Raw genomic sequence first — 24,701 nt, forward strand, 5'->3', positions numbered from 1 at the left:
GGAATGAAGGAAAAGATCGAAGCTTATCTGCTGGAAGAAATGCATCGCGAGTTGAGCGATATCGAGCAGTATGACGTCGATCCGCGCACGCGTTTCATTTACGGGAAGGCGCTGGAGTTTTATTGGACGCTCTCGCGCTTCTTTGGTCTTGGCCGCCTGCATGACGGGCGCTGGCGCAAGCCGGATGCGGTCAAAGCGCAGGCGCTGCGCACGCGGCTTGAAGGCGACATCCCGGCGCCGGCGGCGCGCAATCGTCTCCTCATCGATATGACGGCGACACATCGCTTTCGCGGCCATACGGGCGTCCAGCGCGTCGTGCGCGAAATCGCGCGCGCCTGCGTTGAAAGCGGCGAAGCGCTTCCGGTCTATCTTGAAGGCGGGCGGCTCTACGGGCATTTCAAGCACGACAATTTGCCCGACGCGGTTGAACTGCAATCGGGCGATAAGCTGTTGCTGCTCGATTCAGGATGGGGCTTCGTCGAGGAATATCCGCCGCTCTTGAGCGCAGCGCATGATGCAGGCGCCGAAGTCGTCGGCTGCCTCTATGATCTTATTCCCTTACGTTACCCCGCCGCTACGGCGCCGAAAAATAGCGCTCCCTTTGTTCCCTGGTTTAAAGATGTTCTGATGCGCTGCGATGCGATCGTCTGCATCTCGCACAGCGTGGCGCTGGATCTTGTGGCATATATACGTGAGGAGCATCTTGCGCCCCCTGCCAACATGCGAATTGGCTGGTGGCCGCTTGGCGCGGATTTTCGCGCGGGCGCTGAGAAAGCGCCCTCAAGAGCCGCTGAGCGCATCGCTTCAGCGCCGACGCCGTTCTTCATGAGCGTCGGCACGCTCGAGCCGCGAAAGGCATATTCCATCGCTCTGGATGCATTCGAAGCGCTTTGGGCGGAAGGGTGTGATGTGCGTTATGTGATCGCTGGCCGCTGTGGCTGGAACACACGCGCGTTACAACGCCGGATCATTGAACACGCGGAATTCAACCGGAAGCTCTTTTGGCTTGATAACGCCAGCGACGTCGATCTTGTATATCTCTATCCACTTGCGCGGGCGCTAATTTTTCCTTCTTTTGCCGAGGGGTTTGGCATGCCGCTGGTGGAAGCTGCATATTATGGGACGCGCGCCATCGCGAGCGACATTCCAGTGCTGCGTGAAATTGGCGGCGAGGGCCATGTCTATTTCGACCTGCTCGATTCCCATTCGCTCGCAACGCATGTGCGAGCGGAACTGGCCGCAAAGAAGGCGCCTCACCGGATTTCCTTCGTCAGTTGGCAGGCTTCGGCTGACGCCTTGGCTGGGATGTTGCGGGACAACGCCTATCAAATCGACGCCGAAGCGGTGCGGCTCCTAACTTCCAAGAACTCGGCCGTGGAGGTAGGGCAGTGAAAGAAGCCATACGTTCTTACCTCCTCGGCCAACTTTATGAGGAGGTCTGTGAACGAGATCGCCAAAGCGTCGACGCTCGCTTCAAGGCGATTTACGATCGGATGCGTGAACTATATTGGACGATTTCCAGGCTTTTGCGGGGAGTCTGGAAATTTATTGGATGGGGTGGGGAGAAACAAAAGGCGCCGCCGTCGTGGATGTTGGTCGATCAGAACAGAGTTAGCAACGCGGACTGCGGACGCTTGCTAATCGACGTAACGCCAACATACCGTAGCGACGTCGGCACTGGCATTCAGCGCGTCGTTCGGGAAGTCGCGAAAGCGGCGATCGCGTCGGGCCAAGGCTTTCCCGTGACGATTATCGACGGCCGCCTCTGTTGCCATACCGCGGACGCCAGTGAGCCTGTAGCTATCGATATTCGAAGCGGGGATACTTTTCTTCTACTCGATGCTGGCTGGATTTACGTCTCAGAATATCGACCGATCATTGACTTGGTCTGGGCCAACGGCGGTCGCAACGTCGTCTGTCTCTACGATCTTTTTCCCATTCTTTACGCGGCGGGCTTTCCTGCGAGGCTGCGGAGTGACTTCAGCAAATGGTTCGAGGAGATCGTTCTGTCATGCGATTCCGTCGCAGCAATTTCGAGCAGCGTCGCGCAGGAGTTTGAGCAGCATTGCGAGGAACGCGCTCTAGCGCGAAAGCAGGGACAAAGGGTCGGAGTATGGAAGCTTGGCGCGGATTTTACTGAAGAGGAAAAAATAGAGCCTACGGCGCGCGTTCGAATGATCTGTGACGGTTCTCGTATTTTTTTCCTAAGCGTCGGAACGCTCGCGCCAAATAAAGGTCAGGCTCTTTCGCTTACGGCATTTGAGCGCCTGTGGGCGCGGGGGATCGACGTGGCGTTTGTGATCGTCGGCCGACGTGGATGGAACACGGCGGCTCTCGAGCGGCGCTTGTGCGAGCATGTTGAGCATGGCCGCCGATTGTTTTGGTTCAGCGATGCGAGCGACGCGGAACTGGGTTGCCTTTATCGAAAGGCTCATGCCGTCATCTGCGCATCCTATGCGGAAGGTTTTGGCTTGCCGCTGATAGAGGCGGCGCGCGCCGGCGCGCCCGTCATTGCAAGCGACATTGAAATTTTCCATGAAGTGGGAGGCGAGTCGATCACCTATTTTAATATGCTCGACGCCGATTCATTGGGGACGCGGATTGTCGAATCGCTTGCATCAGGAAGACGCGGAAGACCGCTGCCGGTGTTATCATGGAAGCAATCGTCCCAGGCGCTACTGGGATTGATACGGAATGATCTCCATTCGGCTGCTTCCTAGAATCGGAACGCCCCGATGACGATGTCCGCTGAGCGTGGGTCATTGGTCGAATCAAGGAGCGTGGGAATATTTCGTCGCTGTCCTTTGCCTTATAGCGGCTGCGACGAGCGAAGGCGGCTTCGATGACGTCCGGCGCTGGCACGTTCATCACATTGCATAAGGGTCCGCAATTATTAGCGTGAATATGCGCAGGCCCAAACCGTCTGGATAACTTCTCAAATACCCGTGCGCGTGCCCCAAGCGAAACAGCCCCCGGCAAAACCCGGGGCGGTTCAACAACTCTTCATGGCCGCTTAGCAATGCATCATGGCGCCACTGAATATCGGCTATCGACGGAGCAAAGGGCGCGCTTGCCGAATCCGAATGAAGCGGACGAACCTATTTCAACTGATAAGATTGTGTTCGCACCATATCGAGAAGCTGCTGAGTCGACTGCTTCCAACCGGGAACTTCGATTTTTTGGGGTTGCCTCTCCTTAGTCATGGCCTCCCGCAATTTGCGCGCGAGGTCTGAGCTATCTAAAGCTCTGAAATAGGAGATATTTTTGCCGCCCACTTCTCGAAAAATGGGAATGTCGGATGCAATCACCGGCAGCCCGTCATTTGCTGCCTCGATAATGGGAAGACCGAATCCTTCTGCAATCGAAGCAAAGACCAGCGCATGCGCGGAACTGTACAAGCAGTGCAATTCTGCGTCATTTGCATTCTGCAACCAGTGCAAATGCTTTCCTTGCTCCTCGTGTTCAAGAATTCTTCGTTGCAAAACATCGCTCATCCAGCCGTAACGGCCAACGATGACGAAATGAACGTCGATTCCGTGTTTCCACAACTCCTCCATCGCATCAAGTGAAACATGATACCCTTTGCGCGGCTCGAGCGTTCCGACGCTTAAAAAAAACGGAGATGATGTTCGCGTGATAGCGGCGACGTCAGCGCCTACGGGCAATGTTTTACTGTAGCGGAAATTGCCTCCGAGCTGGAACCAACCGACCGGCATTCGAACGGGCTGCGGCAAGCCCGCCAAGTGCGCCTTCAGTTCATGCGCTACAGATTCGGAGATGCAAACCGCTGCGTCGGACTCGCAAACTATTGCGCTGAACCAACTTTCATAATGCTGCAGCTGCTCGGGACTGAACGACCATGGTATCGTTTTCGGTAGCAGATCATATATGCAGACGACGTTTTGGCCGCCTAGGCTTCTGACTGCTTCATAGCCGCAGAATAGCTCTCCAAATCCGCCGCTGGCGCATCCAAAAGTAGCAAGATGTCGCCGGGCGCCAATTCAACAGAATCCGAGGAGATCGCATTCCTGAAATATGGATAAAACCTGTCCTCAATACGAAGAACCGGGAGAGCCGCGCCCATTTCAGCGCCAGCGAAAGCAATCTCCTTCACCACCCGCTGGATCCCAGTTTCTTTTCCCGACAAATGGGTGGACGTTACATCGATCAACATCCTCCCATTTTCTGAAGCCTGAATGCAGGAGCTGCGTGGGGTGGACGGGCGTTGGCCAAGGAGCTGATCGACGCGGTTCGTCGCTTGCCGTCGGCCATCATGCAAAAAACCCAGGCCAATAAATCTGGTTATCGACCAATAGAGCTCGAGCATATGCTTCAAAAAAAAATCTCTGAGCCGGTTATTCTTTGGTTTCTTGTCGTTCTTCAGATAAAAATACTCTCTGTATAAAACATCTAAAAAGTAGCGGCTTACGGCGCTATTGTTGTCCATAATTGTCTCCGGAGAAAATAACTCGACGTTACAACGGGTGGTATTGATACAGCCAATTTTCCGAAAGCACGTCATCGCCGTTCTTGAGGAACAGGCGCATCTCCACAGGCTCAGAGCCTTCGACGGTGAGGTCGAATTGCGCCCGCCAATGGCCCGGCACATTGTCAAAAACCGCTTCGGTGAAAACGTAGGAGAATGTTCCGCGCGAAGCCCATAACACGGGTTCGGGCTTCACCCCAAAGGGGAGCTTGGCGAGGGGCTCGCCGAGAAATTCCACCATAAACTTCCGGACGCCCTTGGGCCGCGGCCTGCCGGGCTGGCCGCCGTTGCCGAGCCTCGTCGCGACGCAGCGCGCGAGCTTGGTCGGATAGGGCTCGTCCGCAAGCCAATACAGCCGATAGGAATATTCGAAGGAGGCGCCGGGAACGGCGGGCTTCTCGGGCGCCCAGATGACCACGATATTGTCGTGGATCTCATCGTCCGTCGGGATTTCGATGAGTTGAATCGCGCCCTTGCCCCAGTCGCCCTTGGGTTCGATCCACACGCTCGGACGGCGATCATAGAAGACATTGTCGAGATAATGGTCGTAATTGCGGTCGCGCTGCATCAGGCCGAAGCCCTTGGGATTGGTGTCGCCAAACGCCGACGCCATGACCCGGTTCGGATTGTTCAACGGCCGCCACAAGCGCTCGCCTGCGCCGGTCCACATGCTCAGCCCGTCGGAATCATGCACTTCCGGCCGCCAATCGACAGCCGTCGGCTTTGCGGTCTCCGAGAACCAGAACATCGAGGTGAGCGGCGCGACGCCAAAGCGCGTGAAGGCGCCGCGCAGATACAGCGAGCAATCGATGTCCATGACGACGCCCTTGCCGCGCGTCATCAGGAAGCGATAGGCGCCCACGATCGACGGCCCTTCGAGCAGCGCATGCAGGACGACGCCGTCGGCGGTTTCCGGGCCGATGTAAATTTCAGTGAAATCAGGGAATTCTTCATTCGATCCCGCCTGCCAGGTGTCGAGCGCGACGCCGCGCGCCGACATGCCATACTGGCGCAATTCGCCGATCGCGCGGAAATATGACGCGCCTAGAAACGCCACCCAATCGTTCTTCTTCCAGTCGAGCGCGCCGTCCTTGGCCTCCTGAATGCGAAATCCCGCGAAGCCGGCGCCCGGCGGCAGTTGGCGCGCGATCGAATCCGCCGGCATATTGAAGTAGCTCGTATCGTAAAGAACCTCGCGCGCCTCGCCGTTTTCAACGACGTTCATGCGCACGGCCTTCTTGAAGAACATCCCAAGGTGGAAGAACTCGACGGGGAAGCGGTCCTTGGTGTCGGCGAAAAGCGCGTGATCGGTGTTGTAGGTGATCTGTCCCCATTTCTCGTAGTCGATCTGCGAGGTGATCTCGGGGGCAGGGATATTCGGCTTGCGGTAAGGCTCTTTGATAAGGCGCTGCGCCGTCTGCTTGAGCGTCTCGAAGGAGAATGGCCGCGCTTCGCCGAGCCGAAGATTGGAGACGCTCGTCGCCGCCGCGCTGCGGGGCGCGCTTACGGCGCCCAACGCGCTCGTCGCCGCCGCCGCTTTGATAAACGAGCGACGATCCTGCTTCTCGACCATCTCGGCGTCCTTGTTGCGAAGTTTGGCAGATGCGCGCTTGGGTCTGCTGCCGCCGCGAGCCTGTCGGGGGGCGCGAGACATTAAGGCGCAGGACCTTAATTAGCCGCGAATCGGCTCATTGCGGATGGCGGTCCGCATGAAGAAATAGAGTCCGATCAGCCCCGCGAGGGAGAAGATGATTTCGAGCGAGCGGCTGATGAGGGGATCAAGCTGAAAAAGGCCGCCCAACGCCCAGCCGGCGGCCCAGGAGGCGCCGACCAGCTCGGTGCCGACCAAGATCGCCACGGCGACGAGCGTCGACAGGCGCAGATAATTGATGGGCTTCTGGCTCATGACGTCATTCTCGAGCTCAACCCCTTAACAGGCGGCCAACGCCGCGCTCGCGTCGTGCTACAGCAAAGGCTGCTGCAAGGCAAGCCGGACGGACCGCGCCGCGGTGGGCAGATGAGCGCGAAGTCACGGATCTGGAACGCTTATTGACGCGCGAGCGATCGCGCGCCGCTTCCCGCAGTCTTTCCGCTTGTATGTTTTGGCGTCGCAATGATAATCGGCGCCGCCGAAGGCGCGGCGCGCTCGCCACGTCGCGAATTCGAAGAGGTGACGCTTGTTCCAAGGCGCCAGCAAGAGCTATCTGAGCCGCAAGTCCGTCAACAAGATCATCGCCGATCACGACGCCGCCGAAGGAGACGGCCTCAAGCGCGCGCTTGGCTGGGCGTCTTTGATGTCGCTTGGCGTCGGCGGAATCATCGGCGCCGGCATTTTCGTGCTGACCGGCACGGCGGCGGCGAATTACGCCGGGCCCGGCGTCATGATCTCCTTCATGCTGTCGGGGCTCGCCTGCGCCTTCGTCGCGCTCTGCTACGCGGAGCTTGCGTCGCTCATTCCCGTCTCGGGGAGCACCTACACTTATACGTATGTGACGCTCGGCGAGATTTTCGCCTGGATCATCGGCTGGAATCTGGTGCTCGAATATGCCGCCGGCGCGGCCACGGTCGCGGTCGGTTGGGCCGGCTATTTCAATCGGGTCATGCAAGGGCTCGGCATACATGTGCCGCCCGAATTGACGACCGCCTTTTTTGCCGATCCGACCGCGCATGGGGCGCCGCCCGGCGCCGTGCATGGGTTGTTCAATGTTCCCGCCGCCGGAATCGTTCTGCTGCTCACCGCGCTGCTGGTGCGCGGCACCTCCGAGTCGACGCTATTCAATAACGTCATCGTCGCTATCAAGGTCACTGTCGTGCTGATGGTGATCGTGTTTGGCGCCGCGCATATCGACCAAGCCAATTGGTCGCCGCTCATTCCGGAGAACGCGGGCGAGTTCGGAACTTACGGCTGGAGCGGCGTCGTGCGCGGCGCTTCGGTGGTGTTCTTCGCCTACATCGGATTCGACTCCGTCTCGACCGCGGCGCAGGAAGCGCATAATCCACAGCGGGACGTGCCGATCGGCATCATCGGCTCGCTCATCATCTGCACGATTCTCTACATCGCCGTGGCGGCGGTGGCGACCGGCGTCGTCAACTACAAGGAGCTGGGCGTTCCGGACCCGATGGCGCTGGTCATGGATCGCACCGGCGTCTCGTGGCTCGCCTGGGCGGTGAAGCTCGGCGCACTGGCCGGACTGACGACCGCGATTCTGGTGCTGCTCTACGGACAGACGCGCATTTTCTTCGCCATGGCGCATGATGGCCTGCTGCCCCCGATCTTTGCGAGGCTTCACCCGGCATGGCGCACGCCCGCCGTAAGCCAGATCCTCGTCGGCGTGGTCGTAGCGCTCGCGGCGGGTCTGTTGCCGCTCGATATTCTCGGCGAAATGGTGAGCATCGGGACGCTGGCGGCTTTCGCGCTCGTTTGCTTGGCGGTGCTGCGCCTGCGTCGAATGCACCCGGAACTCCGCCGCCCGTTCCGCGCGCCGGGGATCCCATGGTTGCCGGTCGCCGGCATTTTGTCCTGTTTCGCGCTGATGGTCGCGCTTCCGCTCGATACTTGGCTGCGGCTGCTGATCTGGACCGTCATCGGGGTCGCGATCTACCTCTTTTATGGCCTCAAGCACGCCAAACGCCTCCATTAGGCGGCTGGCGCGACTGTATTGACGGTATGAAAGCGCGGATGGGGGAACCCTTGGCCGCCGGCGAGGTTACGACTTAGTCCCGATCCTTCGTCGCAGCGGAGCGATCGGGCGTGACCTTTCGGAACGTCAATCGGGGTTCTCGCGATATGAATGCGCCGGCGATCGTCTGGTTTCGCAATGACTTGCGCATCTCTGACAATCCGGCGCTTTTGGCGGCTGCCCGAACGGGAGCGCCGCTCGTCGCCCTTTACATCCTGGACGATGAGAGTCCCGGAGAATGGCGCACCGGCGCCGCGGCGCGTTGGTGGCTGCACCATTCTCTGAGGGCGCTGTCCCAGAGCCTCGACGGCAGGGGCGTGTCGCTGACCCTGCGCCGCGGGCGCGCTCATTACGTCTTCGAGCAGATTGTCGCCGAAACCGGCGCCGACGCCGTCTTTTGGAACAAGCTTTACGAGCCTTGGGCGATCCGGCGAGATGCTGAACTCGAGGCGCAGCTGCGCGATGATGCCGTAGAAACTCATTGTTTCCATGATTCTGTACTCTTCGAGCCGGAGAAGCTTCGCACCAAACAGGGCGAGAATTTCCGGTTGTTCACGCCTTTTTGGCGGGCCTGCCTCGCCTCGCCGCCGCCGGAGCGGCCCCTTCCGGCGCCCGAAATCCTGCACGCCGCGCCGCTTCCGCCTGACAGCGACGATCTCGACGCGTGGCGGCTGCTGCCCCAAAACCCCGATTGGGCGATCGGCATGCGCAAGGTCTGGCTCGTCGGCGAGACGGCCGCGCGCGCCGAACTTGCAGACTTCGCGCGCCACCATGTCGTCGACTACAAGGTTGAACGCGACTTCATGGGCCGCGTCGGCGTCTCCAGGCTTTCCCCGCATCTGCACTTTGGCGAATTGTCGCCGCGCGAAGTCTGGCACGCGATCAGCGAGCCTCAGAGCATCGGCGGCGAAGCCTATCTGAGGGAACTTGGTTGGCGGGAGTTCTGCCATCACTTGCTGATCTCCAACTGGGACCTGCCGGACCGCCCTTTGGATACGACCTTCGAGCGCTTTCCCTATCGCGACGACGAGACCTCGCTCGACGCCTGGCGGAATGGTCAGACCGGCTATCCGCTCGTCGACGCGGCGATGCGCGAATTATGGATCACGGGCTGGATGCACAATCGCGCGCGTCTGGTTTCGGCGAGCTTCCTGATCAAGCACCTGCTCATTGACTGGCGGAAGGGAGAGCGCTGGTTCTGGGACACGCTGGTCGACGCCGATCTCGCCAACAACAGCGCCAATTGGCAGTGGGTGGCGGGCTGCGGGGCCGACGCCGCGCCTTACTTCCGCATCTTCAATCCGGCGCTTCAGGGCGAAAAATTTGATCCGGATGGCGCTTATGTGCGCCGTTACGTGCCGGAGCTCGCGGCGCTTGACGTCCGCTACATCCATCGTCCGTGGACGGCGCCAGAGGACGTGTTGCGCGCCGCCGGCGTAGTGCTTGGCGTCACCTATCCCCATCCGATCGTCGATCACGCCGAAGCCCGCGAGCGCGCGCTCGCCGCTTTCGAGACCGTGCGGAGCCAGGCGGCGTTGCGACCTGCATAGCGGCAACGCGAGGAGGCGAAGCCGACGAAGCAATCCAGGAGACGCGAGATCTGGATTGCTTCGCTTCGCTCGCGATGACGGCTAAATGGCTTCGCTGCGCCGGAATGCCGCGAGCGCTCGCCAATGTCGCTGCGACCCGGTAAAGCCGGCGGCATGTCTCACGCCATTCATCCCTTCGAAGAAATCCGTATCCTGCTGGCGGCTCTGCCCGGCCCCGATCCGCAAGCCGCGGCGGCGGTCCGCTCGCGCGACGGCCGGCTCACCAAGCCGCCCGGCGCGCTCGGTCGTCTCGAAGAAATCGTCGAATGGCTCGCAGCCTGGCAGGGCAGGGCGGAGCCCGCGATCGAGCGCCCGCTCGTCGCGGTTTTCGCCGCCAATCACGGCGTCGTGGCGCAGGGCGTTTCGGCTTTCCCGGCGAGCGTCACGCAGCAGATGGTGGCGAATTTTCTCGCTGGCGGCGCGGCGATCAATCAGATCTGCAAGTCCTATGGCGTCGGCCTGAAGGTCTATGAGCTGGCGCTCGAACGGCCGACGGCCGACTTTACTGTGGCGCCGGCCATGGACGAGCGCGAAGCGGCGGCGACCTTCGCCTATGGGATGGAGGCGATCCAGGGCGATATTGATCTCCTCGCCCCTGGCGAGATGGGCATCGGCAATACGACGAGCGCGGCGGCGATCTATACGGCGCTTTACGGCGGGCCGGCGTCACGCTGGACCGGACGCGGCACGGGCGTCGACGACGCCGGGCTTTCGCGCAAGAACGCCGCGATCGACGCCGCGCTGACGCTGAATGCGCCGCATCTCGCCGATCCTTTAGAAATCCTGCGCCGGCTCGGCGGGCGGGAAATCGCGGCCATGATGGGCGCGATCGCCGCCGCGCGTCTCAACCGCATTCCCGTGGTGCTTGACGGCTATGTCGCCTGCGCCGCCGCCGCGCTGCTCCATGCGATCGCGCCCGAGTCGATCGCGCATTGCATAGCGGGCCACGTCTCGGCGGAGGGGGCGCATCGCGACGTTCTGACGCGGCTTGGCAAGCGCCCGCTGCTCGATCTCGACATGCGGCTTGGCGAAGGCTCGGGCGCGGCGCTCGCCATTGGCCTGATCAAAGCCGCGCTCGCGTGTCATAGGGATATGGCGACTTTTGAGAGCGCGGGCGTATCGGAAAAATCGGAATGATTCATGGATGGCCAGCGGCTTGCTCTCAAGAAACTGTCACATCCGCAGCGCATTGAATGTCAAAACCGACCCCTGAGGAGCGCGGTTGCATGAACTCCAATCTTACATCCGCCTACGCTGCCGTGATCTTGATGGCGGCGCTTGCGGCGGCGCTGCCCTTTCATCTCAATCGGATACTGGGTCCGCAGCGGCTGCTTCACGCGGCCTATGCCGCCGCCGCACTGGGGCTGTTTTATCTCCTGGGCGCGACCGCCTTCGGCTGGACGTTCGACCGACAAGGCGCGTTGCTTTGGGTCTACCTCGCGCTTTTCCTTCTCGCGGCGGGGATTGCGGCGCGTCGCCGTATGACGCTCGGCGCGATTGGGCTGCCCTGGCTTTCGGCGCTGATCCAGCTCGGCGTCGTCGCTTACATGTTTGCGCCGGATTCGTTTCGAAAGCCGCCGGTGACGGCGGCGCTGTTCCTGTATTTTCTGTTCGAGGCGCTCGTCTGGCTGCGCGGCCGCGAGGCGCAGGAGCCGGCAGAGTCCCCGGGAGCGAGCGATCGCGCGCGGCCGCCGCTGTTCCCGCCCCTGCGCCGTCGTGGTTTCGCAGAAGCCTCACTGGCGGCCGCGGCGATCGCCATCGCCTTTCTGCTCATCGCTGGGCCGCAAGCGGCGCATATCGATCCGGAAGCGGATTCGGCGTCGCAGCAGGAGGCGCAGACCGAAGAGACCGCTGCGAGCGGCGAGACGACAACCAGCGAGGAACCCGCTTCGGAGGCGAATCCGTCTGCGACCAACGAAGCGCCGAAGACAGAGAGCCGGGAAAGCGCACCGGCGGACGCCCCGCAAGCCGCGGGCCATACGCCTGTCGAGTCCCCGCCGACCGTGGCGAAGGACCCGGGAATCTATACGGCGCGCGCAGGCGATACGTTTAAATCCATCGCCAAGCGTCTCTATGGCGCAACAAGCAAATGGCGCGCGATCGCCGAACTCAATCCCGACCTGAAGTCGAAAAGGCTGCGCGCCGGTCAACTCGTCAACCTGCCGCTGGCGCCGGCGCGGTGATGTGCGAACGGTCAATTCTCGGCGGCTCCTGTCGAACCGCCGAGACGTCTCCGATTTGCGCTTGCCGATCGGCTCCGCGCCAAATCAGCACATGCAGAGCGCTTCGGAGGCCTTATCGTTCCAGCGGTCGCCGACGTAACGGTAGCTCCTGTTGGAGCGAAATCTCGCGCCGCCCTGATTGACATGCTGCCACAACGTGAGCGTACATCCATTCTTCACGCGGAACGACGAGACGTGATCGTTCCAAGACGGATTGTAAATCGTGCTTTCGCACCCGCCGCCGTGGCCGTTCGTCGTGCATCCGAGGCTTTCGCCGCGCACCATCTTCATCCGCTCGAAATTGTGGAGCGTGTAGCCAGAGCCGCCATAGTCTCGATGCTGAAAAATCCGGCAGGTCGCTTGCGCGCTGGCCGGAAAAAACAAGAGGGCCGCCGTGACGGCGGCCGCTGTATAGCAAGCCTTCATCTCAAACTCTCCGAAAAAGAAATTTAAATAGTCCGCATCTCCCCGTTAACGTGCCGCGTTCTGATTGGTTCCGCGTCCTAGATCACGCTGCATTTGGGCGGAATCGCCCAAATGCAGATAAATTGATCGACTCCCAAAGTTTAGAGCGCGCTCTACGCGGAAAATCGGTTCCCACTTTTTCGCAGCGCGCTCTAGGCGACCGCGGTTGCGAACCGCAGCGTCTCCTGCTCGGTCATGACGGCGTCGAGCCGCTGGTCATGCGGTTCGATCGGCACATGGTCGGCTTCCTGGCAGGAATAGGCGACGCCGACGGCGACGACCGGCTTTTTGGCGCGAAGGGTGGAGAGGGTGGCGTCATAGATGCCGCCGCCATAGCCGAGCCGAAAACCACGCCGATCGAAGGCGGCGAGCGGCGAAAACACAATATCGGGGTCGTATGCAGGCTTGTCGTCCGAAGGCTCCGACAGGCCGAACGGCCCTTTGACGAGGTCGTCGCCAGGCGCGAAGGCGCGAAAGACCAAGGGTTGACGCACCTTGTGCATCACCGGCAACGTCACGCGATAGCCTTCGGCGGCAAGCGCATCGATGAGCGCACGCGTGTTCAACTCGCTGCGGATCGGCCAATAGACGGAAACGACAGGCGGCGCGCTCAGTTTCGCATCGCGCGCAAAGTCGGCGACCAGCGCGACGCCCCGGCGCGCGACGGACGCGGCCGCCTCATGCGCTTCATGCGGCGCGATGAGATCGCGGCGCGCCAGCGAACGGCGCCGCAGCTCGGCTTTCAAATCGCTCATGCGAGAGCAATAACAGGGAAGGAGAGTGCGGGCCACAAGAGCCGTGGGACATCGATCCCGGGAACCTACAACGTAGGTGGGCGCCATATGACCAAGCCCACGGGCGAGGCCAGGGACAGCTCCCATAAGGATCGATAAGGCCCCGGGGAATAATAGTCCTGCACGCACCCCGCAGCGCCGCCAGATGAATGTAGCGCCGCGCGCGGCCGGGCGCCAGTGGCGTCTGAGAGATTCGCTAGGCGAGCGCCAATTCCAATGGCGCGGATTTTTCGCGTTCTTTTCTCTCCACTGGGAGACGCTCGATCCGCGTCAGCGTAAACAGACCGAAGGGCGCGAGCGGGCGACGCTCGACGAGCTTCATTTGCGGATTTTGATCGATCCAGTCGCCGATGATCGACCACGGAAATTGCGGACGCCAGCCGAGCTTGGGCGCCATATGGCGGTCGAGCCACGCCTCAAACAGCGCGATGGCGTCGTCCTTGCCGCTCACATGATTGACGAGCACGATCTCGCCGCCTGGCCGAAGCACGCGCGCGAGTTCGTCAAGCATGGCTTCCGGCTCCGGCACGACCGTCAGGACGTAAGGCGCGACGACGCAAGCGAAACTCGCGTCCGAGAACGCCATTCGCGTCGCGTCCATCTTCACGAGGCCGGCGACATGGGAGAGGCGCTCGCGGCGCACGCGCTGCGCGGCGCGGCGCAGCATCGGCTCCGACAGATCGACGCCAATGACCTGCGTATTGGCCGCAAACATCGGCAGTTCGAGTCCCGTGCCGACGCCGACGTCGAGGATCGGTCCGTGCGCCTTCGAGGCCGCGGCGGCGGCGGCGCGGCGGCCGGGCTTCAACAAGATATCGAACGTCAGATCATATATCGGCGCCCAGCGCGCATAGGCGGCCTCGACATTGCCGTTGTCCAGCGTTTCCACTTCGCGCAGAAAATTTCTTGCTTCGCTCATCGAGGCGACCTTCGCGCTTCTGCGGCGCGCAGCGGCGGCGCATGTGATGTCATCGTTATCGTTGCAGGCTCGATTGCGGCGATGAATCCGCCGCCGAGCACGCGCGCTTCGTTTTCGTCGGCGTCGTAGAACACGCATGCCTGCCCCGGCGAGACGCCGAATTCGCTTGCCGCGAAGACCACCAGCGCGCTGCCGTCGCCGTCCGCGATCATCCGCGCCGGAACTGGCGGCCGCGTCGAGCGCACCCGCGCCATAATGTCGATGCCCTCGGACGGCAGAGAAGAGAGTGCGCCCTCGCCAATCCAATTCACGTCGCGCAGCTTCACGGCGCGAGTCTCCAGCGCCTCGCGCGGGCCGACCACGACCTGAGCCTTCGCGGCGTCAAGGCGCAAAACGTAAAGCGGCTCCGCGTCGCGGCCGGCGACTTTTGCGCCCAGCCCTAGGCCACGGCGCTGCCCGATGGTGTAGTGGATGACGCCTGCGTGGCGCCCCAGCACGCGGCCGTCGAGATGCACGATCTCGCCGGGCACCACCGACGTGGGCGCAAGCTTTTCGACGATGTCGGTGTAGCGCCCGGTCGGCACGAAGCAGATGTCCTGGCTGTCCGGCTTGTCGGCGACCTCGAGCCCGAAGCGACGCGCCATGTCGCGAACTTCGGCCTTGGTATAGTCGCCGAGCGGAAAGCGCAGCATCCGCAGCTGCTCGCGCGTCGTCGCGAACAGGAAATAGCTCTGGTCGCGCGCCGCATCCTTGGCGCGGTAGAGCGCGCGGCCGCCGCGTCCGTCGTCGCGGGCGGAAATGTAATGGCCCGTCGCGAGCGCGTGCGCGCCGAGGTCCTTCGCCGTCTCCATGAGATCGGCGAATTTGATGAACTGGTTGCAGGCGATGCAAGGCACGGGAGTCTCGCCGCTGGCGTAGCTCGCGGCGAATTCGTCAATCACCTTCTCGCGAAACTTGCTCTCGTAATCGAGAACGAAGTGCGGAATGCCGAGTCGCGCCGCGACATTTCGCGCATCGTGAATGTCGCGCCCGGCGCAGCAGGCCCCCTTGCGGTGCGTGGCTTCGCCGTGATCATAAAGCTGCATCGTGACGCCCACGACGTCGTAGCCCTGCTCCTGCAGCAGCGCGGCGACGACGCTCGAGTCGACGCCGCCCGACATGGCGACGACGACGCGCGTCTCGCGCGGCGAGGAGGGCTGCGACGCATGATCCGATACGCTATTCGTCATTTACGGAAGCGACGCCTGTCTAGCACGGAAAGTGGGCGAGATGGGTGGAGGCGCGAAAATCAAGCGCCCGGCCGCCGCGCATCGGTGAGGCCGCTGTCACCATTTAGAGCATTACCCGTCCAAGAGGCAATCCTGTCGATATTTTTCGACAGAGAAAGCCGCCATCCCGGCGTCATATTGTTCGCAGCCGCCATCGCTGCTATGACGCCGCGGCGTTTAGGGCGCGGGGATGGATCTAAATGGCGGCGATGAAACTCCTGGCGGGCAACTCCAACAGGCCGCTCGCGGAGGCGATCGCCGCTCACCTCGGCGTTCCGCTCTGTCGCGCCCAGGTTCGCCGCTTCGCCGACCAGGAAATCTGGGTCGAAATCCTGGAGAATGTGCGCGGGCAGGACACGTTCGTGATCCAGTCCACATCCGCGCCGGCCAACGACCATCTGATGGAGCTCCTGATCATGATCGACGCGCTGCGCCGCGCCTCAGCGCGTCGCATCACGGCGGTCATTCCCTATTTCGGCTACGCCCGGCAGGACCGCAAACAGGGACCGCGCACGCCGATCTCGGCCAAGCTTGTCAGCAATCTGATCACGCGGGCGGGCGCGGATCGCGTTCTGACCGTGGATCTGCACGCCGGCCAGGTTCAGGGCTTCTTTGACATTCCAACGGATAATCTCTTCGCCGCGCCGGTCATCGTGGCGGACATTAAGTCGCACCTCGAGCTCAAGAATGTCATGGTTGTGTCGCCGGACGTCGGCGGCGTGGTGCGCGCGCGGGCGCTGGCGAAGCGCATCGACGCGCCGCTGGCCATCGTCGACAAGCGCCGCGAGCGCGCCGGCGACTCCGAGGTCATGAACATCATCGGCGACGTGAGCGGCCACAACTGCATCCTCATCGACGACATCGTCGATTCGGGCGGAACGTTGTGCAACGCCGCCGAAGCCCTGCTCGCGGCGGGCGCCGGCTCCGTCTACGCCTTCATCACCCATGGCGTGCTGTCGGGCGCGGCGGCGGAGCGCATCACCAACTCGAAGCTGAAGCAGCTTGTCGTCACCGACACGATCCGCGCGACGGCCGCGGTCGAAGCCGCCCCCAACATTCGCGTCATTCCGATCGGCCATCTGATCGGCGAGGCGATCGCCCGCACGGCGCGGGAGGAGAGCGTCTCAAGTCTGTTCGATTAGGCCTTCCGTGAGGATATGCCACAAGGCGGCTTTCTCGGCCAATCGAGTCAATAAGACTCCGAGCGGAAGCTCGCACGCAGGACGGTGAGGCAGGCGCCGGCGAAACCGAAGCTGGTCGTTACGATGCTCGCCATGAGATAGAGCCTGAACACGTTCGGACCCCAGCCTTCCGCCGGCGGGCCGTCGAGGATTGGAAACGCCGCCTGCAAGATGAACAGGCTCGAATTGGTGAATGCGCCCACGACCATTGCCCAGCGCACGGGCCAGGCGAAAGGAATTCGCGTTCCGTAGAAGCCGAGCAGGAGCGCGCTCATCAGCAGGAAGTCGATATGGGCCTGCAAGACGCGCGAGAATTTCCCGGGAAAGATCGCCGAGATGAGCGGCGCTTCCATCTTGAGCGCCACCAGACACCAGGCCAGAACGAGCGCAACGAGCACCCAAAGGGCGGCGCCTCTTAGCAAAATAATGTTGTTTTCTTGGACCGATCGCGCGTTTTGACTCATTTTGACATTCCTGCCGATTTCGGCGGTTCGCCGTAGGGCGGATAAGCAACATTGATCGAATCAATGCTTGACCGAGGCGGCTGAAAAACTTGTCTGAAATGGATCTGCCGGGCGCGAGGAAGGGAGTCGATGACGAAAGCGCAATTCCTTTCGACCGAAGGCGTGCCGCATGCCCGGCGCCGTGAGTGGCTCTGTGAGGTGATCGGACGTGAATACGCCCGCGCAGACGCTTGCGCCCTGCCGACGCAGCCGCTGTTCAATGAAATGACGATATATGGCGAAATTGACGTGCGACTCTCGGCGATCCGCTCAAACGCCATCCTCATCGAACGACCGAAGCGGCCTTCGCTGCCCGACAGTCAGGACGTGTATCTCGCCGTTGTGCTGCTCTCGGGCGAATATTTTCTTGAGCAAGGCGAGCGGCGAGCGGCGTTGCGTCCTGGCGACATGACGATCTACGACGCCACCCGGCCGCACAAAATCTATTGTCCTGGCTCATTCTCGAAACTGATCGTATCTCTGCCGCGCGCCGCCATGCGAATGCGTTTGCCCGATATGGACCGTCGCTTGGCCACACCGATCGCCGGCGCGCGCGGACTTGGCGCGATCGCCGCCGCGCATATCCGTTCTATCGCCGCGCATGCCGCCGTACTCACGGATGAGTCCTTCGCGGCGGCGACGGACCATTGCGCCGACCTCATCGCCCTTTCCGTTGCCGATTCGCAACAAATTCCCGCGACCGCCCGCAGTCGCGACGCCACGCTGCGACGGGTGAAGCGCTTCATCGAAGGCCGCTTGGGCGATCCCCAGCTTGATCCGACCATGACGGCCCAGGCGCTGGGGCTTTCAATCCGCTATCTCAACGCGCTCTTCGAAGCTGAGGGCGTATCGCTGATGCGCTATGTTTGGTCGAGGCGTCTCGATCATTGTCGCGCCGACCTCAACGCCCGAGCGCACGCCCCGATTGGCGAGATCGCCTTTCGCTGGGGCTTCAGCGATTTTTCCCACTTCAGCCGGGCGTTTCGCCGGCGGTTTGGACAATCCGCGCGCGAGATGCGGATGCAGGCTGAATAGCCGGGCCGCGCTCTATACTCAGTCTGTTGTCTCATTCTCAGCTAAGCAAAATATATGACGAGCCCAGAAATAACATGCCCTCGATGACGCTAACTGAGAAAAAGAACAGGTGCGCGCGAAAGCATATCTTGGGATCATACCAATTCCAGCGCTTCAGAATTCCGTAGGCGGCAACGCCGTCCACACAAGAGAATAACAGGAACGCAATGGCTATGAGGCTCGCTTGAGCGGCGTAAGTTGGGGCCGCAAGCCCGACGTAGACCAGTCCGCGCGAGCTGATATGGCCTAACAGCGCGGACCCTCGCTCGATTGGCACCATATATCTGACGCAGTAGGAGTCTGCGGCTCCAGCCGCCCACTCGGAGGATTCTTGCGGATCGTCTTTGCTCAGGAACACCCCAACGATGAATACATACGCTGCTTCAACAGAGCCAGCGCCGACGCCAAAAGCCATTGCCTGCGTAAGGGTTATTGGCCAGGCGTAGTAGAAAAAAAGTAAAGCTGCCCCAAGCTCGGTGACGGCCGAGAGCGCCCCGTGAAACACGGCGATGGTTTTAGTTGAGAGCCTCGTTCGGAGCCGAGGCGTTAGGAAGATCGCGATGGCGTATTTCACCGTCACGGAGAGCGCCCAAACGGCGGCTCCTGCTGCGACCGATTTCCAATCGCGCCACAGAACTACGCAAGCCAACGGCGGCGCGACGCAAATCGCCGCGACCGCCGCCCAGGATTGAATGCTCCATCGGCCAGCAGCGCCTGGAGAGCTCATGTGATTAATTGTGCGTTGGCTGTGTGGAGATCACTTTTTCTCGGCGACGACCGCCGATGACACCACTACGTTGACGACCGGTCTCGTCCCCTGGGTCACGACGCGTACGACCGGCGACACGAAGGCCGCGACAGCTTCTCCCGCGCCAGGGACCGCCAGTTGTTGACGAGCGCCGGCCTGGATAGCCTCTCTTTGAGGCTCCGAGAGGCTAATTCCAGCCTGTTTCAGAGCGTTTTCCGGATCAGACTCCAGTTGGTGCGCGAACTTTTGATCAGTGAAGATACGACCAACCAATGCTCTCAAATGTTCTTCATTTTGTGCTTGCGTCATGTTTGCCTCCGTGATTTCGCCCAAAGCTGGCTTGCAGCTGTTGAGGCGGCTCTACACTCCGATGTGGCGAAGGGGTCGCTCCATGGAGGCCTGTTTCGGCGGTCGCGATTCCAGCACTTCGCGCATCGGTCGCTTTTCGCCGCCGTGAGAAACTTCCCGAAGATTTTGAAGGCCGCCTTGCCCGTCATGTATCTCTTGGGGAAAATAGAGGGCGATCGGTTCCGGATGGCCGTATTCCACCATCGGCCTCTCGCCATATTTGAGTTTTGAGACTGTCTTCAATCCGATGACGGCAGTGGAGATGTCACGTATTTCCGACGGACTTAGTTTAACGCCGGATCGAAACAAATATAAATCCCGGAAAAATCCGAAGCTATTGTACATGGACTCGTTCACCAGCCCCTTTCCTCGGTCCTCTTCCCAAAGCCGAGATCCGGGAATTTGACAATACCACTGCAATAAAATTCTTACGCCGTAAGTAGAAAATAGGTGAGAGGCGAATTGACACGTTTTGAGAACCTCGGCCTTCGTCTCCCAGGGAAATCCCAGCACAAATGAAAAATCGGCTCTTTCCGAAAGATTATGCCGGTAGAGAAGACGCGCTGCGTCTTCGAGAATCTGGGTCGTTGTGCCCTTGCCGATCAGGTCTAGGCCAGCGTCGTAACCAGCCTCCGCGCCGACCAGAAATTGACTGGTGTATTCGGCGACTTGAGACACGAATCCGTCGTAGAGCAGGTCGGTGGCTCTTGAGTCATAGACCAGTTCGGGGCGCAGATCTCGTTCACGAAAGAGTTCGATCATCTGCAGAACACGCTTTGGATTCATCGAAAATTCGTCGTCGATAATATGTATAAAGTCGTGCTGGGTCCTGTACGTGTAACTCATCAACGTCTCAAGCCGATCAAGAAAGGCGTCTGCTGGCATGCCTCTCCAGGTTTGACGGTAAGACGTGCTACAAAAGGAACAATCAAAGGCGCATCCGCGCGACGATTCAATTGAGAGCGACTTGTAGACGTTCAAAGGGATTTCGCTGAAATCCGGCAACGGAAAGTCAGCCAACTGCGTTTTAGCGATTTTCGGTCCAATCGGATTACGACAAATGTTCCCATCTTTGTGTCGCCAAGTTAGATTTGGCACGTCCTCAAAACCAATTTCTCTGTCCAAAGCGACGCAGAGCGCTTCGATTGCGATCTCTCCCTCTCCTCGAATGATAAAATCGACCGGGAAGGCATTCATGATGTAATGATCGAACATCGTCGGATGGATTCCGCCGAGCACAATCGGCACGTCGGGACGTAACGATCTGACTTGTTCGATGACCTTCACGGCGGTCGGCCAGGACATCGACGTTGCGGCAATGCCAACCAATCCGCAGTCATCGATCTCGGGAGCGAATTGATCAATGCGCGCGGTGCCGGCCGCGATCAGGTCCGCGACAATCGCGTCAAATCCTGCGCGCCGTAGAACCGCCTGCAGAAGATAAACGCCATATGGCGGGCATTCCCGGACCGCATCCATGGCGATGGGTTGGGGTTCACCCCAAAAGAAATCATCCATAATTGGCGGTGCGAACAATACGACTTTCATTGAAATAGCTCGCGTTCATAAACTTCAAATCACAACCCAGGGTTGTATAGCGTAATTTCGCTAATGAGTCCACAGCGCCTAGCTGGACTTTCCGAACGGATGTGTTGCGAACCGTTTTGTCGGGACGCGCTGCGTATGCGCGCGTCGGCCTTGCGCCGGAATGTCCGCAAATGCGAGAAGACGGCGTGCCTTCGAATATTTGTTCCGCTCGCGAACCCGTTCCGCCGCGCTTCAATCTCGCGCGCTATTGCCTCGCCGAAAATGCGCGGCTGCGGCCCGACGCCACTGCGCTCACCGTCGTCGGCGACGCCGGCGCGCAGCGCTGGACCCACGCTGAACTCGATCTGAAAGTGCGGCGTCTCGCCGCCGGTTTGCAGTCGCTCGGCCTTCCGGCGGGCGCGCGCGTGATGATCCGCATGGGCAACGAAGCAAATGCGGCGCTTGCCTATTTCGCGTCAATCGCCGCCGGCTATGTGGCGCTGCTCGCGTCCTCTCAGCTCACTTTCGAGGAAGCCGAGTTCATGGCGCGCGACTGCGGCGCGTCCGCGCTGGCGTTGGGCGCATCCTTCGAGAACGAGCCGCATAGCGGAGACTTCCACGTCTTGCGCGGCGCCGATCTGGCGCGGCTCGCCGAGAGCGCGCCCATCCCGGACTATGTCGACACCGCCGCCGACGATCCCGCTTATCTCGTTTACACCTCCGGCACGACGAGCCGGCCGAAAGGCGTATTGCATGCGCATCGCGCCGCTTGGGGCCGGAGGCCGATGCGGGAGCATTGGACGGGGCTTGGCCCCGGCGACGTGATGTTGCACGCCGGCGCCATCAACTGGACCTATACGCTTGGCGTCGGCGTCGTCGATCCGCTGTCGGCCGGGGCCAGCGCGGTGCTCTACAACGGGCATCCAGATCCTGCCGCATGGCCGCGTCTCATCGAAACGTATCGCGCGACGATCTTCGCCGCCGTGCCAGGCGTCTTTCGGCAGATCCTCAAATATGGCGCGCCGGAGACCGCCAATCTATCGAGCCTGCGCCATGCGCTCTCGGCCGGCGCGGCGCTGCCGTCGAGCCTGCTCGCCGATTGGCGCGGCCGTACGGGCAAAGACATCTTCGAAGCCTTCGGCATGAGCGAGATTTCGACCTTCGTCTCCAGTGGGCCGACGGCGCCGGTGCGTCCCGACTCGCCCGGCAGGCCGCAGCCGGGCAGGGCGGTGGCGGCGCTGCCGCAAGAGGGCGGCGAGACTCCCCTTCGGCCAGGCGAAACCGGCCTCCTCGCCGTGCGCCGCGACGATCCGGGAATGATGCTCGGCTATTGGAACCGTGAAGAAGAGGAGCGCGAGGCGTTTCGCGGCGAGTGGTTCGTCTCGGGCGATATCGTCGAATTCGACGCCGACGGCTACATGTGGCGCCACGGCCGCGTCGATGAGGTCATGAATGCGGGAGGCTACCGGGTCTCGCCGGCGGAAGTCGAGAAAAGGCTGCTCGAGATCAACGGCGTCGTCGAAGCGGCGGCGGCGGAACGGCCAGGCCGCGACGCAACCGCGACGATCATCAAGGCCTATGTGGTGATGCGCGACGGCGCGGCGCGGGAAGAGACGGCCATTCTCGACTACTGCCGCGCGCATCTTGCCGCCTACAAATGTCCGCGCGCGGTCATGTTCCTCGATGCGTTGCCACGCAACGCCAATGGCAAGCTCAATCGCGCGGCCTTGCCGTAAAGAGAGAGGGCCCGAAGATTCGCCGGGGCGAGCGGCGAACGATCGGGCCCCACGTCCGCTCACAGGGAGGAGCGCGGACTACCGGAAATTCAAGGGGCGAAGATTCTCACGACTTCGGCGCCGCCGTTCTGCGGCGCGAGGCGGCCACGGGCGCGCTTCTTGACCTTCGTCAAGGCAACTTCGCCATTAATGACCGCCTTCATATTGGGAGACGCCTTGAACGTAATGACTCGCCGCGCTTCGATCGGCACCGGCGCGCCGGTGCGCGGATTGCGGCCCGCGCGCTCGCGTTTCGTGCGCACGATGAACGAGCCGAAGTCGTGCAGCTTGAGCGACTCGCCGGACGCCAGAGTCGCCGCCATTTCCTCGATCACCAGGTCGGTCAGGCGCTTGGCTTCGCGGCGGGACATGCCTTCAAGCCGGCGATGGATCGCCAGCGCAATGTCTTCGCGCGTGAGCGTGCCGCGCGCGCCGTCTTCATGCGATGCCGATTTATGTTCGACTTCGTCGCCATTGGCGCGCGCGACGAAGGGCTTCAGCATCTCTTTTGGATTCGCGATCGACATCAGCGCACTAATCCCCAGTTTTGGGCCGGAAGCGGGGTTTGCCTTTCCGCTTGGCCGAGGGATTGCGCTCAACTTGCGTCGGAACCTGATTGCTCAGAAGTGCGGCAGGTCGCATTTCCGAATGGCTCTCTTCTCAATGCGCATCTCAGGCATCGACAAGAAGCCGCCGCACGTTCCAATTTGACGCAACTGGGCGCAATATCTTCGTTATTCTGCAGATTGCGTGCTAACGCGCGGCGCTTGAGCCGCACCTTCGCGGGACGCTGCATGCACAGCGATTTCGTGGACGAGTGGTTGTTGACGCCGGCGCCGAGACGCAGAAAGGCGTTCCATCTTGAGACAGCGCAGGCAAGAAATGATCTGCCTGGACCAAAATGATACGCCTTGGCGCCGTGGCCTCAGACGTCAGCAGAACTCAGCAGCCCACTGCAAAGCTGACTGTCGGATGAACGACGCGGCCATGTCCGGTTCAGCTAACGTGCGTCAGATTGTGCGTATTGGGCGGGCGAGCATGACTGTCCTCCCCGACGCCTGCTCTCCCCCAGTGATCGGAGCCAAGCATGTCGCGCCAGCCTTTCGTCCTCGCTGTCATCCTGGCGCTCGCGGCTTCCCCGGTCGTCGCGCAGGATCTGGGCGACGACTCCTCTGAAAGCCATGCTCCCTATCAAGGCGGAGGCTTTGGTCATGTCCGGGGTCAAAGCGAGAGCTTTGGTCATGGCCGCCACCAAAGCGAAAGCTTTGGTCATGGCTACGATCCATATGATGACGGTCGCGAAGCCTGGTTTGCTCCGGAGCCTTATCGCGGCTCCTGGTCAGATCACGCCGACGCCTATTACGGCTATGGAGAATGCCATTTCCTCCAGGAGCCGGTTCTTGGGCAGTGGGGCGAGATCGTCGACTATCGCCGGGTACGAGTTTGCGATTAGCCGACGACCGCGCCACACGATCCGTCGCCGGCACCCCGCCCCTCTCGCGCGGCGACGGCGGAGAGCCTCCCGGAGAAATCCGGGAGGCTTCTTTCGCAGAAGTCTCTCACTGATGAAGAGCTAAGGGTTGCTAAAGGGGGCGAAGGCCGAGCGCCTTGCCTTCCTTGTCGTCGCGCCGCCAAACGCCGTCGGCGCCCTTGTCAAAATGCGCCTTGTGGCCCTTGCGGGCGGTGAGCACGAGACGCCCCCGGTCGAGCCCCCAGCCGACCGGATCAAAAATCACCACGCCATTGTCCCTGCAGGCCGGCGCAAGCTGCGCCTTCAGGCCGGCGCGGCCGCGCGTGCGCGCGTCGAGCGTCAGCATGCAGCCCGTATCCTTGTCTCCCTCGCGAAGAATCGAGTAGCGGCCAGAGGCATCCGTCGAACCGGCGGCATACGCGAGCGGCGCCGACGCGCTCGCGGCGGCGACAAGGCAGAACACCAGCCGTTGCAGTCGTCGCTCAGAAAATATCGCCATTTGCGCTATGCTCCCACCCTCGTGAAATTGCCTCACTTTGCCTTTTTCCCGGCCTGCGTCCAGCCGATTCGCGCGCGCCCGCGTCAAAGTGCGGCAGGCGGGGCTTTTGCGCGCCAGACCGAGGCGCGCTATCAATTTGAGCGGCGCCGCGC

General features: G+C 61.4%; 24 protein-coding genes and 1 other RNA gene. 10 read left to right on the top strand and 15 right to left on the bottom strand.

What is annotated here, in order from left to right; all coding sequences use genetic code 11:
• Positions 1-3: 3 nt before the first annotated feature.
• Together IYW40_RS20935 and IYW40_RS22305 are read left to right on the top strand one after the other, a co-directional pair.
• Positions 4-1,392, top strand: coding sequence for a glycosyltransferase family 1 protein (locus IYW40_RS20935; protein WP_196402131.1), 1,389 nt, complete (start codon positions 4-6; stop codon positions 1,390-1,392).
• Positions 1,389-2,720: a glycosyltransferase family 1 protein gene (locus IYW40_RS22305; RefSeq protein WP_196402132.1), complete on the top strand. Its 1,332-nt coding sequence runs from the start codon at positions 1,389-1,391 to the stop codon at positions 2,718-2,720. The genes IYW40_RS20935 and IYW40_RS22305 overlap by 4 nt, the downstream gene beginning before the upstream one ends.
• Positions 2,721-3,098: 378 nt before the next feature.
• Here the strand turns inward: IYW40_RS22305 and IYW40_RS20945 are convergent, their stop codons facing one another.
• The 4 genes from IYW40_RS20945 to IYW40_RS20960 form a co-directional block, all read right to left on the bottom strand.
• Positions 3,099-4,001, bottom strand: coding sequence for a glycosyltransferase family 1 protein (locus IYW40_RS20945; RefSeq protein ID WP_348644320.1), 903 nt, complete (start codon positions 3,999-4,001; stop codon positions 3,099-3,101).
• On the bottom strand, positions 3,911-4,447 hold the full coding sequence (locus IYW40_RS21975) for a hypothetical protein (protein WP_246720947.1): 537 nt from the start codon (positions 4,445-4,447) through the stop codon (positions 3,911-3,913). The genes IYW40_RS20945 and IYW40_RS21975 overlap by 91 nt, the downstream gene beginning before the upstream one ends.
• Positions 4,448-4,475: 28 nt before the next feature.
• Entirely contained in the window at positions 4,476-6,059 is a 1,584-nt protein-coding gene (locus IYW40_RS20955) for a glucan biosynthesis protein D (protein ID WP_196402134.1), read from the bottom strand.
• 99 nt (positions 6,060-6,158) lie between these two features.
• Positions 6,159-6,392: a hypothetical protein gene (locus tag IYW40_RS20960; RefSeq protein WP_014890049.1), complete on the bottom strand. Its 234-nt coding sequence runs from the start codon at positions 6,390-6,392 to the stop codon at positions 6,159-6,161.
• Positions 6,393-6,663: 271 nt separating this feature from the next.
• Here IYW40_RS20960 and IYW40_RS20965 point away from each other — a divergent pair, with 271 nt between their 5' ends.
• The 4 genes from IYW40_RS20965 (at position 6,664) to IYW40_RS20980 (ending at position 11,938) form a co-directional block, all read left to right on the top strand.
• Complete coding sequence (locus IYW40_RS20965; protein WP_196402135.1) at positions 6,664-8,127, top strand: amino acid permease; 1,464 nt, start codon at positions 6,664-6,666, stop codon at positions 8,125-8,127.
• Positions 8,128-8,273: 146 nt separating this feature from the next.
• Positions 8,274-9,716, top strand: coding sequence for a deoxyribodipyrimidine photo-lyase (locus tag IYW40_RS20970; RefSeq protein WP_196402248.1), 1,443 nt, complete (start codon positions 8,274-8,276; stop codon positions 9,714-9,716).
• 153 nt (positions 9,717-9,869) lie between these two features.
• Entirely contained in the window at positions 9,870-10,892 is a 1,023-nt protein-coding gene (gene cobT / locus IYW40_RS20975) for a nicotinate-nucleotide--dimethylbenzimidazole phosphoribosyltransferase (RefSeq protein WP_196402249.1), read from the top strand.
• Between the two features lie 89 nt (positions 10,893-10,981).
• Complete coding sequence (locus tag IYW40_RS20980) at positions 10,982-11,938, top strand: LysM peptidoglycan-binding domain-containing protein (protein ID WP_246720948.1); 957 nt, start codon at positions 10,982-10,984, stop codon at positions 11,936-11,938.
• A gap of 84 nt (positions 11,939-12,022) precedes the next feature.
• Here the strand turns inward: IYW40_RS20980 and IYW40_RS20985 are convergent, their stop codons facing one another.
• The 5 genes from IYW40_RS20985 to mnmA form a co-directional block, all read right to left on the bottom strand.
• Positions 12,023-12,403, bottom strand: a complete 381-nt coding sequence (locus tag IYW40_RS20985) for a hypothetical protein (RefSeq protein WP_196402137.1) — start codon at positions 12,401-12,403, stop codon at positions 12,023-12,025.
• 191 nt (positions 12,404-12,594) lie between these two features.
• Positions 12,595-13,197, bottom strand: coding sequence for a 5-formyltetrahydrofolate cyclo-ligase (locus tag IYW40_RS20990; protein WP_196402138.1), 603 nt, complete (start codon positions 13,195-13,197; stop codon positions 12,595-12,597).
• Between the two features lie 26 nt (positions 13,198-13,223).
• Positions 13,224-13,378: non-coding RNA, 6S RNA (gene ssrS, locus IYW40_RS20995), on the bottom strand.
• A 54-nt stretch (positions 13,379-13,432) separates the two neighbouring features.
• A complete protein-coding gene (locus IYW40_RS21000) occupies positions 13,433-14,155 on the bottom strand; it encodes a class I SAM-dependent methyltransferase (RefSeq protein WP_196402139.1) in 723 nt (240 codons plus the stop codon).
• Positions 14,152-15,384, bottom strand: a complete 1,233-nt coding sequence (mnmA, locus tag IYW40_RS21005) for a tRNA 2-thiouridine(34) synthase MnmA (RefSeq protein WP_196402140.1) — start codon at positions 15,382-15,384, stop codon at positions 14,152-14,154. The genes IYW40_RS21000 and mnmA overlap by 4 nt, the downstream gene beginning before the upstream one ends.
• A gap of 248 nt (positions 15,385-15,632) precedes the next feature.
• On the opposite strand from mnmA, the gene IYW40_RS21010 reads away from it, so the two are divergent.
• Positions 15,633-16,565 (top strand): ribose-phosphate pyrophosphokinase, encoded by a 933-nt coding sequence (locus tag IYW40_RS21010; protein WP_196402250.1) that lies wholly within the window; start codon positions 15,633-15,635, stop codon positions 16,563-16,565.
• A 47-nt stretch (positions 16,566-16,612) separates the two neighbouring features.
• Here IYW40_RS21010 and IYW40_RS21015 read toward each other — a convergent pair whose 3' ends face one another.
• Positions 16,613-17,068, bottom strand: coding sequence for a hypothetical protein (locus tag IYW40_RS21015; RefSeq protein ID WP_196402141.1), 456 nt, complete (start codon positions 17,066-17,068; stop codon positions 16,613-16,615).
• A gap of 129 nt (positions 17,069-17,197) precedes the next feature.
• On the opposite strand from IYW40_RS21015, the gene IYW40_RS21020 reads away from it, so the two are divergent.
• A complete protein-coding gene (locus tag IYW40_RS21020; RefSeq protein ID WP_196402142.1) occupies positions 17,198-18,142 on the top strand; it encodes a helix-turn-helix domain-containing protein in 945 nt (314 codons plus the stop codon).
• A gap of 37 nt (positions 18,143-18,179) precedes the next feature.
• On the opposite strand, the gene IYW40_RS21025 is transcribed toward IYW40_RS21020, so the two are convergent.
• The 3 genes from IYW40_RS21025 to IYW40_RS21035 all read right to left on the bottom strand — a co-directional run bounded on the left by IYW40_RS21025 (position 18,180) and on the right by IYW40_RS21035 (position 20,825).
• On the bottom strand, positions 18,180-18,761 hold the full coding sequence (locus IYW40_RS21025; protein WP_196402143.1) for a hypothetical protein: 582 nt from the start codon (positions 18,759-18,761) through the stop codon (positions 18,180-18,182).
• A 177-nt stretch (positions 18,762-18,938) separates the two neighbouring features.
• On the bottom strand, positions 18,939-19,238 hold the full coding sequence (locus tag IYW40_RS21030) for an Os1348 family NHLP clan protein (RefSeq protein ID WP_196402144.1): 300 nt from the start codon (positions 19,236-19,238) through the stop codon (positions 18,939-18,941).
• A 51-nt stretch (positions 19,239-19,289) separates the two neighbouring features.
• Complete coding sequence (locus IYW40_RS21035) at positions 19,290-20,825, bottom strand: radical SAM protein (RefSeq protein ID WP_196402145.1); 1,536 nt, start codon at positions 20,823-20,825, stop codon at positions 19,290-19,292.
• 185 nt (positions 20,826-21,010) lie between these two features.
• Here IYW40_RS21035 and IYW40_RS21040 point away from each other — a divergent pair, with 185 nt between their 5' ends.
• Positions 21,011-22,540: an acyl-CoA synthetase gene (locus IYW40_RS21040; RefSeq protein WP_348644318.1), complete on the top strand. Its 1,530-nt coding sequence runs from the start codon at positions 21,011-21,013 to the stop codon at positions 22,538-22,540.
• Positions 22,541-22,629: 89 nt separating this feature from the next.
• On the opposite strand, the gene IYW40_RS21045 is transcribed toward IYW40_RS21040, so the two are convergent.
• Positions 22,630-23,106, bottom strand: a complete 477-nt coding sequence (locus tag IYW40_RS21045; protein ID WP_196402147.1) for an integration host factor subunit alpha — start codon at positions 23,104-23,106, stop codon at positions 22,630-22,632.
• A 560-nt stretch (positions 23,107-23,666) separates the two neighbouring features.
• Between IYW40_RS21045 and IYW40_RS21050 the strand changes: the two genes are divergently transcribed.
• A complete protein-coding gene (locus tag IYW40_RS21050; protein ID WP_196402148.1) occupies positions 23,667-24,032 on the top strand; it encodes a hypothetical protein in 366 nt (121 codons plus the stop codon).
• 130 nt (positions 24,033-24,162) lie between these two features.
• Here the strand turns inward: IYW40_RS21050 and IYW40_RS21055 are convergent, their stop codons facing one another.
• Positions 24,163-24,549: an AprI/Inh family metalloprotease inhibitor gene (locus tag IYW40_RS21055; RefSeq protein ID WP_196402149.1), complete on the bottom strand. Its 387-nt coding sequence runs from the start codon at positions 24,547-24,549 to the stop codon at positions 24,163-24,165.
• Positions 24,550-24,701 lie beyond the last annotated feature (152 nt).

Source organism: Methylocystis sp. H4A, assembly GCF_015709545.1.
Lineage (GTDB): Bacteria > Pseudomonadota > Alphaproteobacteria > Rhizobiales > Beijerinckiaceae > Methylocystis > Methylocystis silviterrae.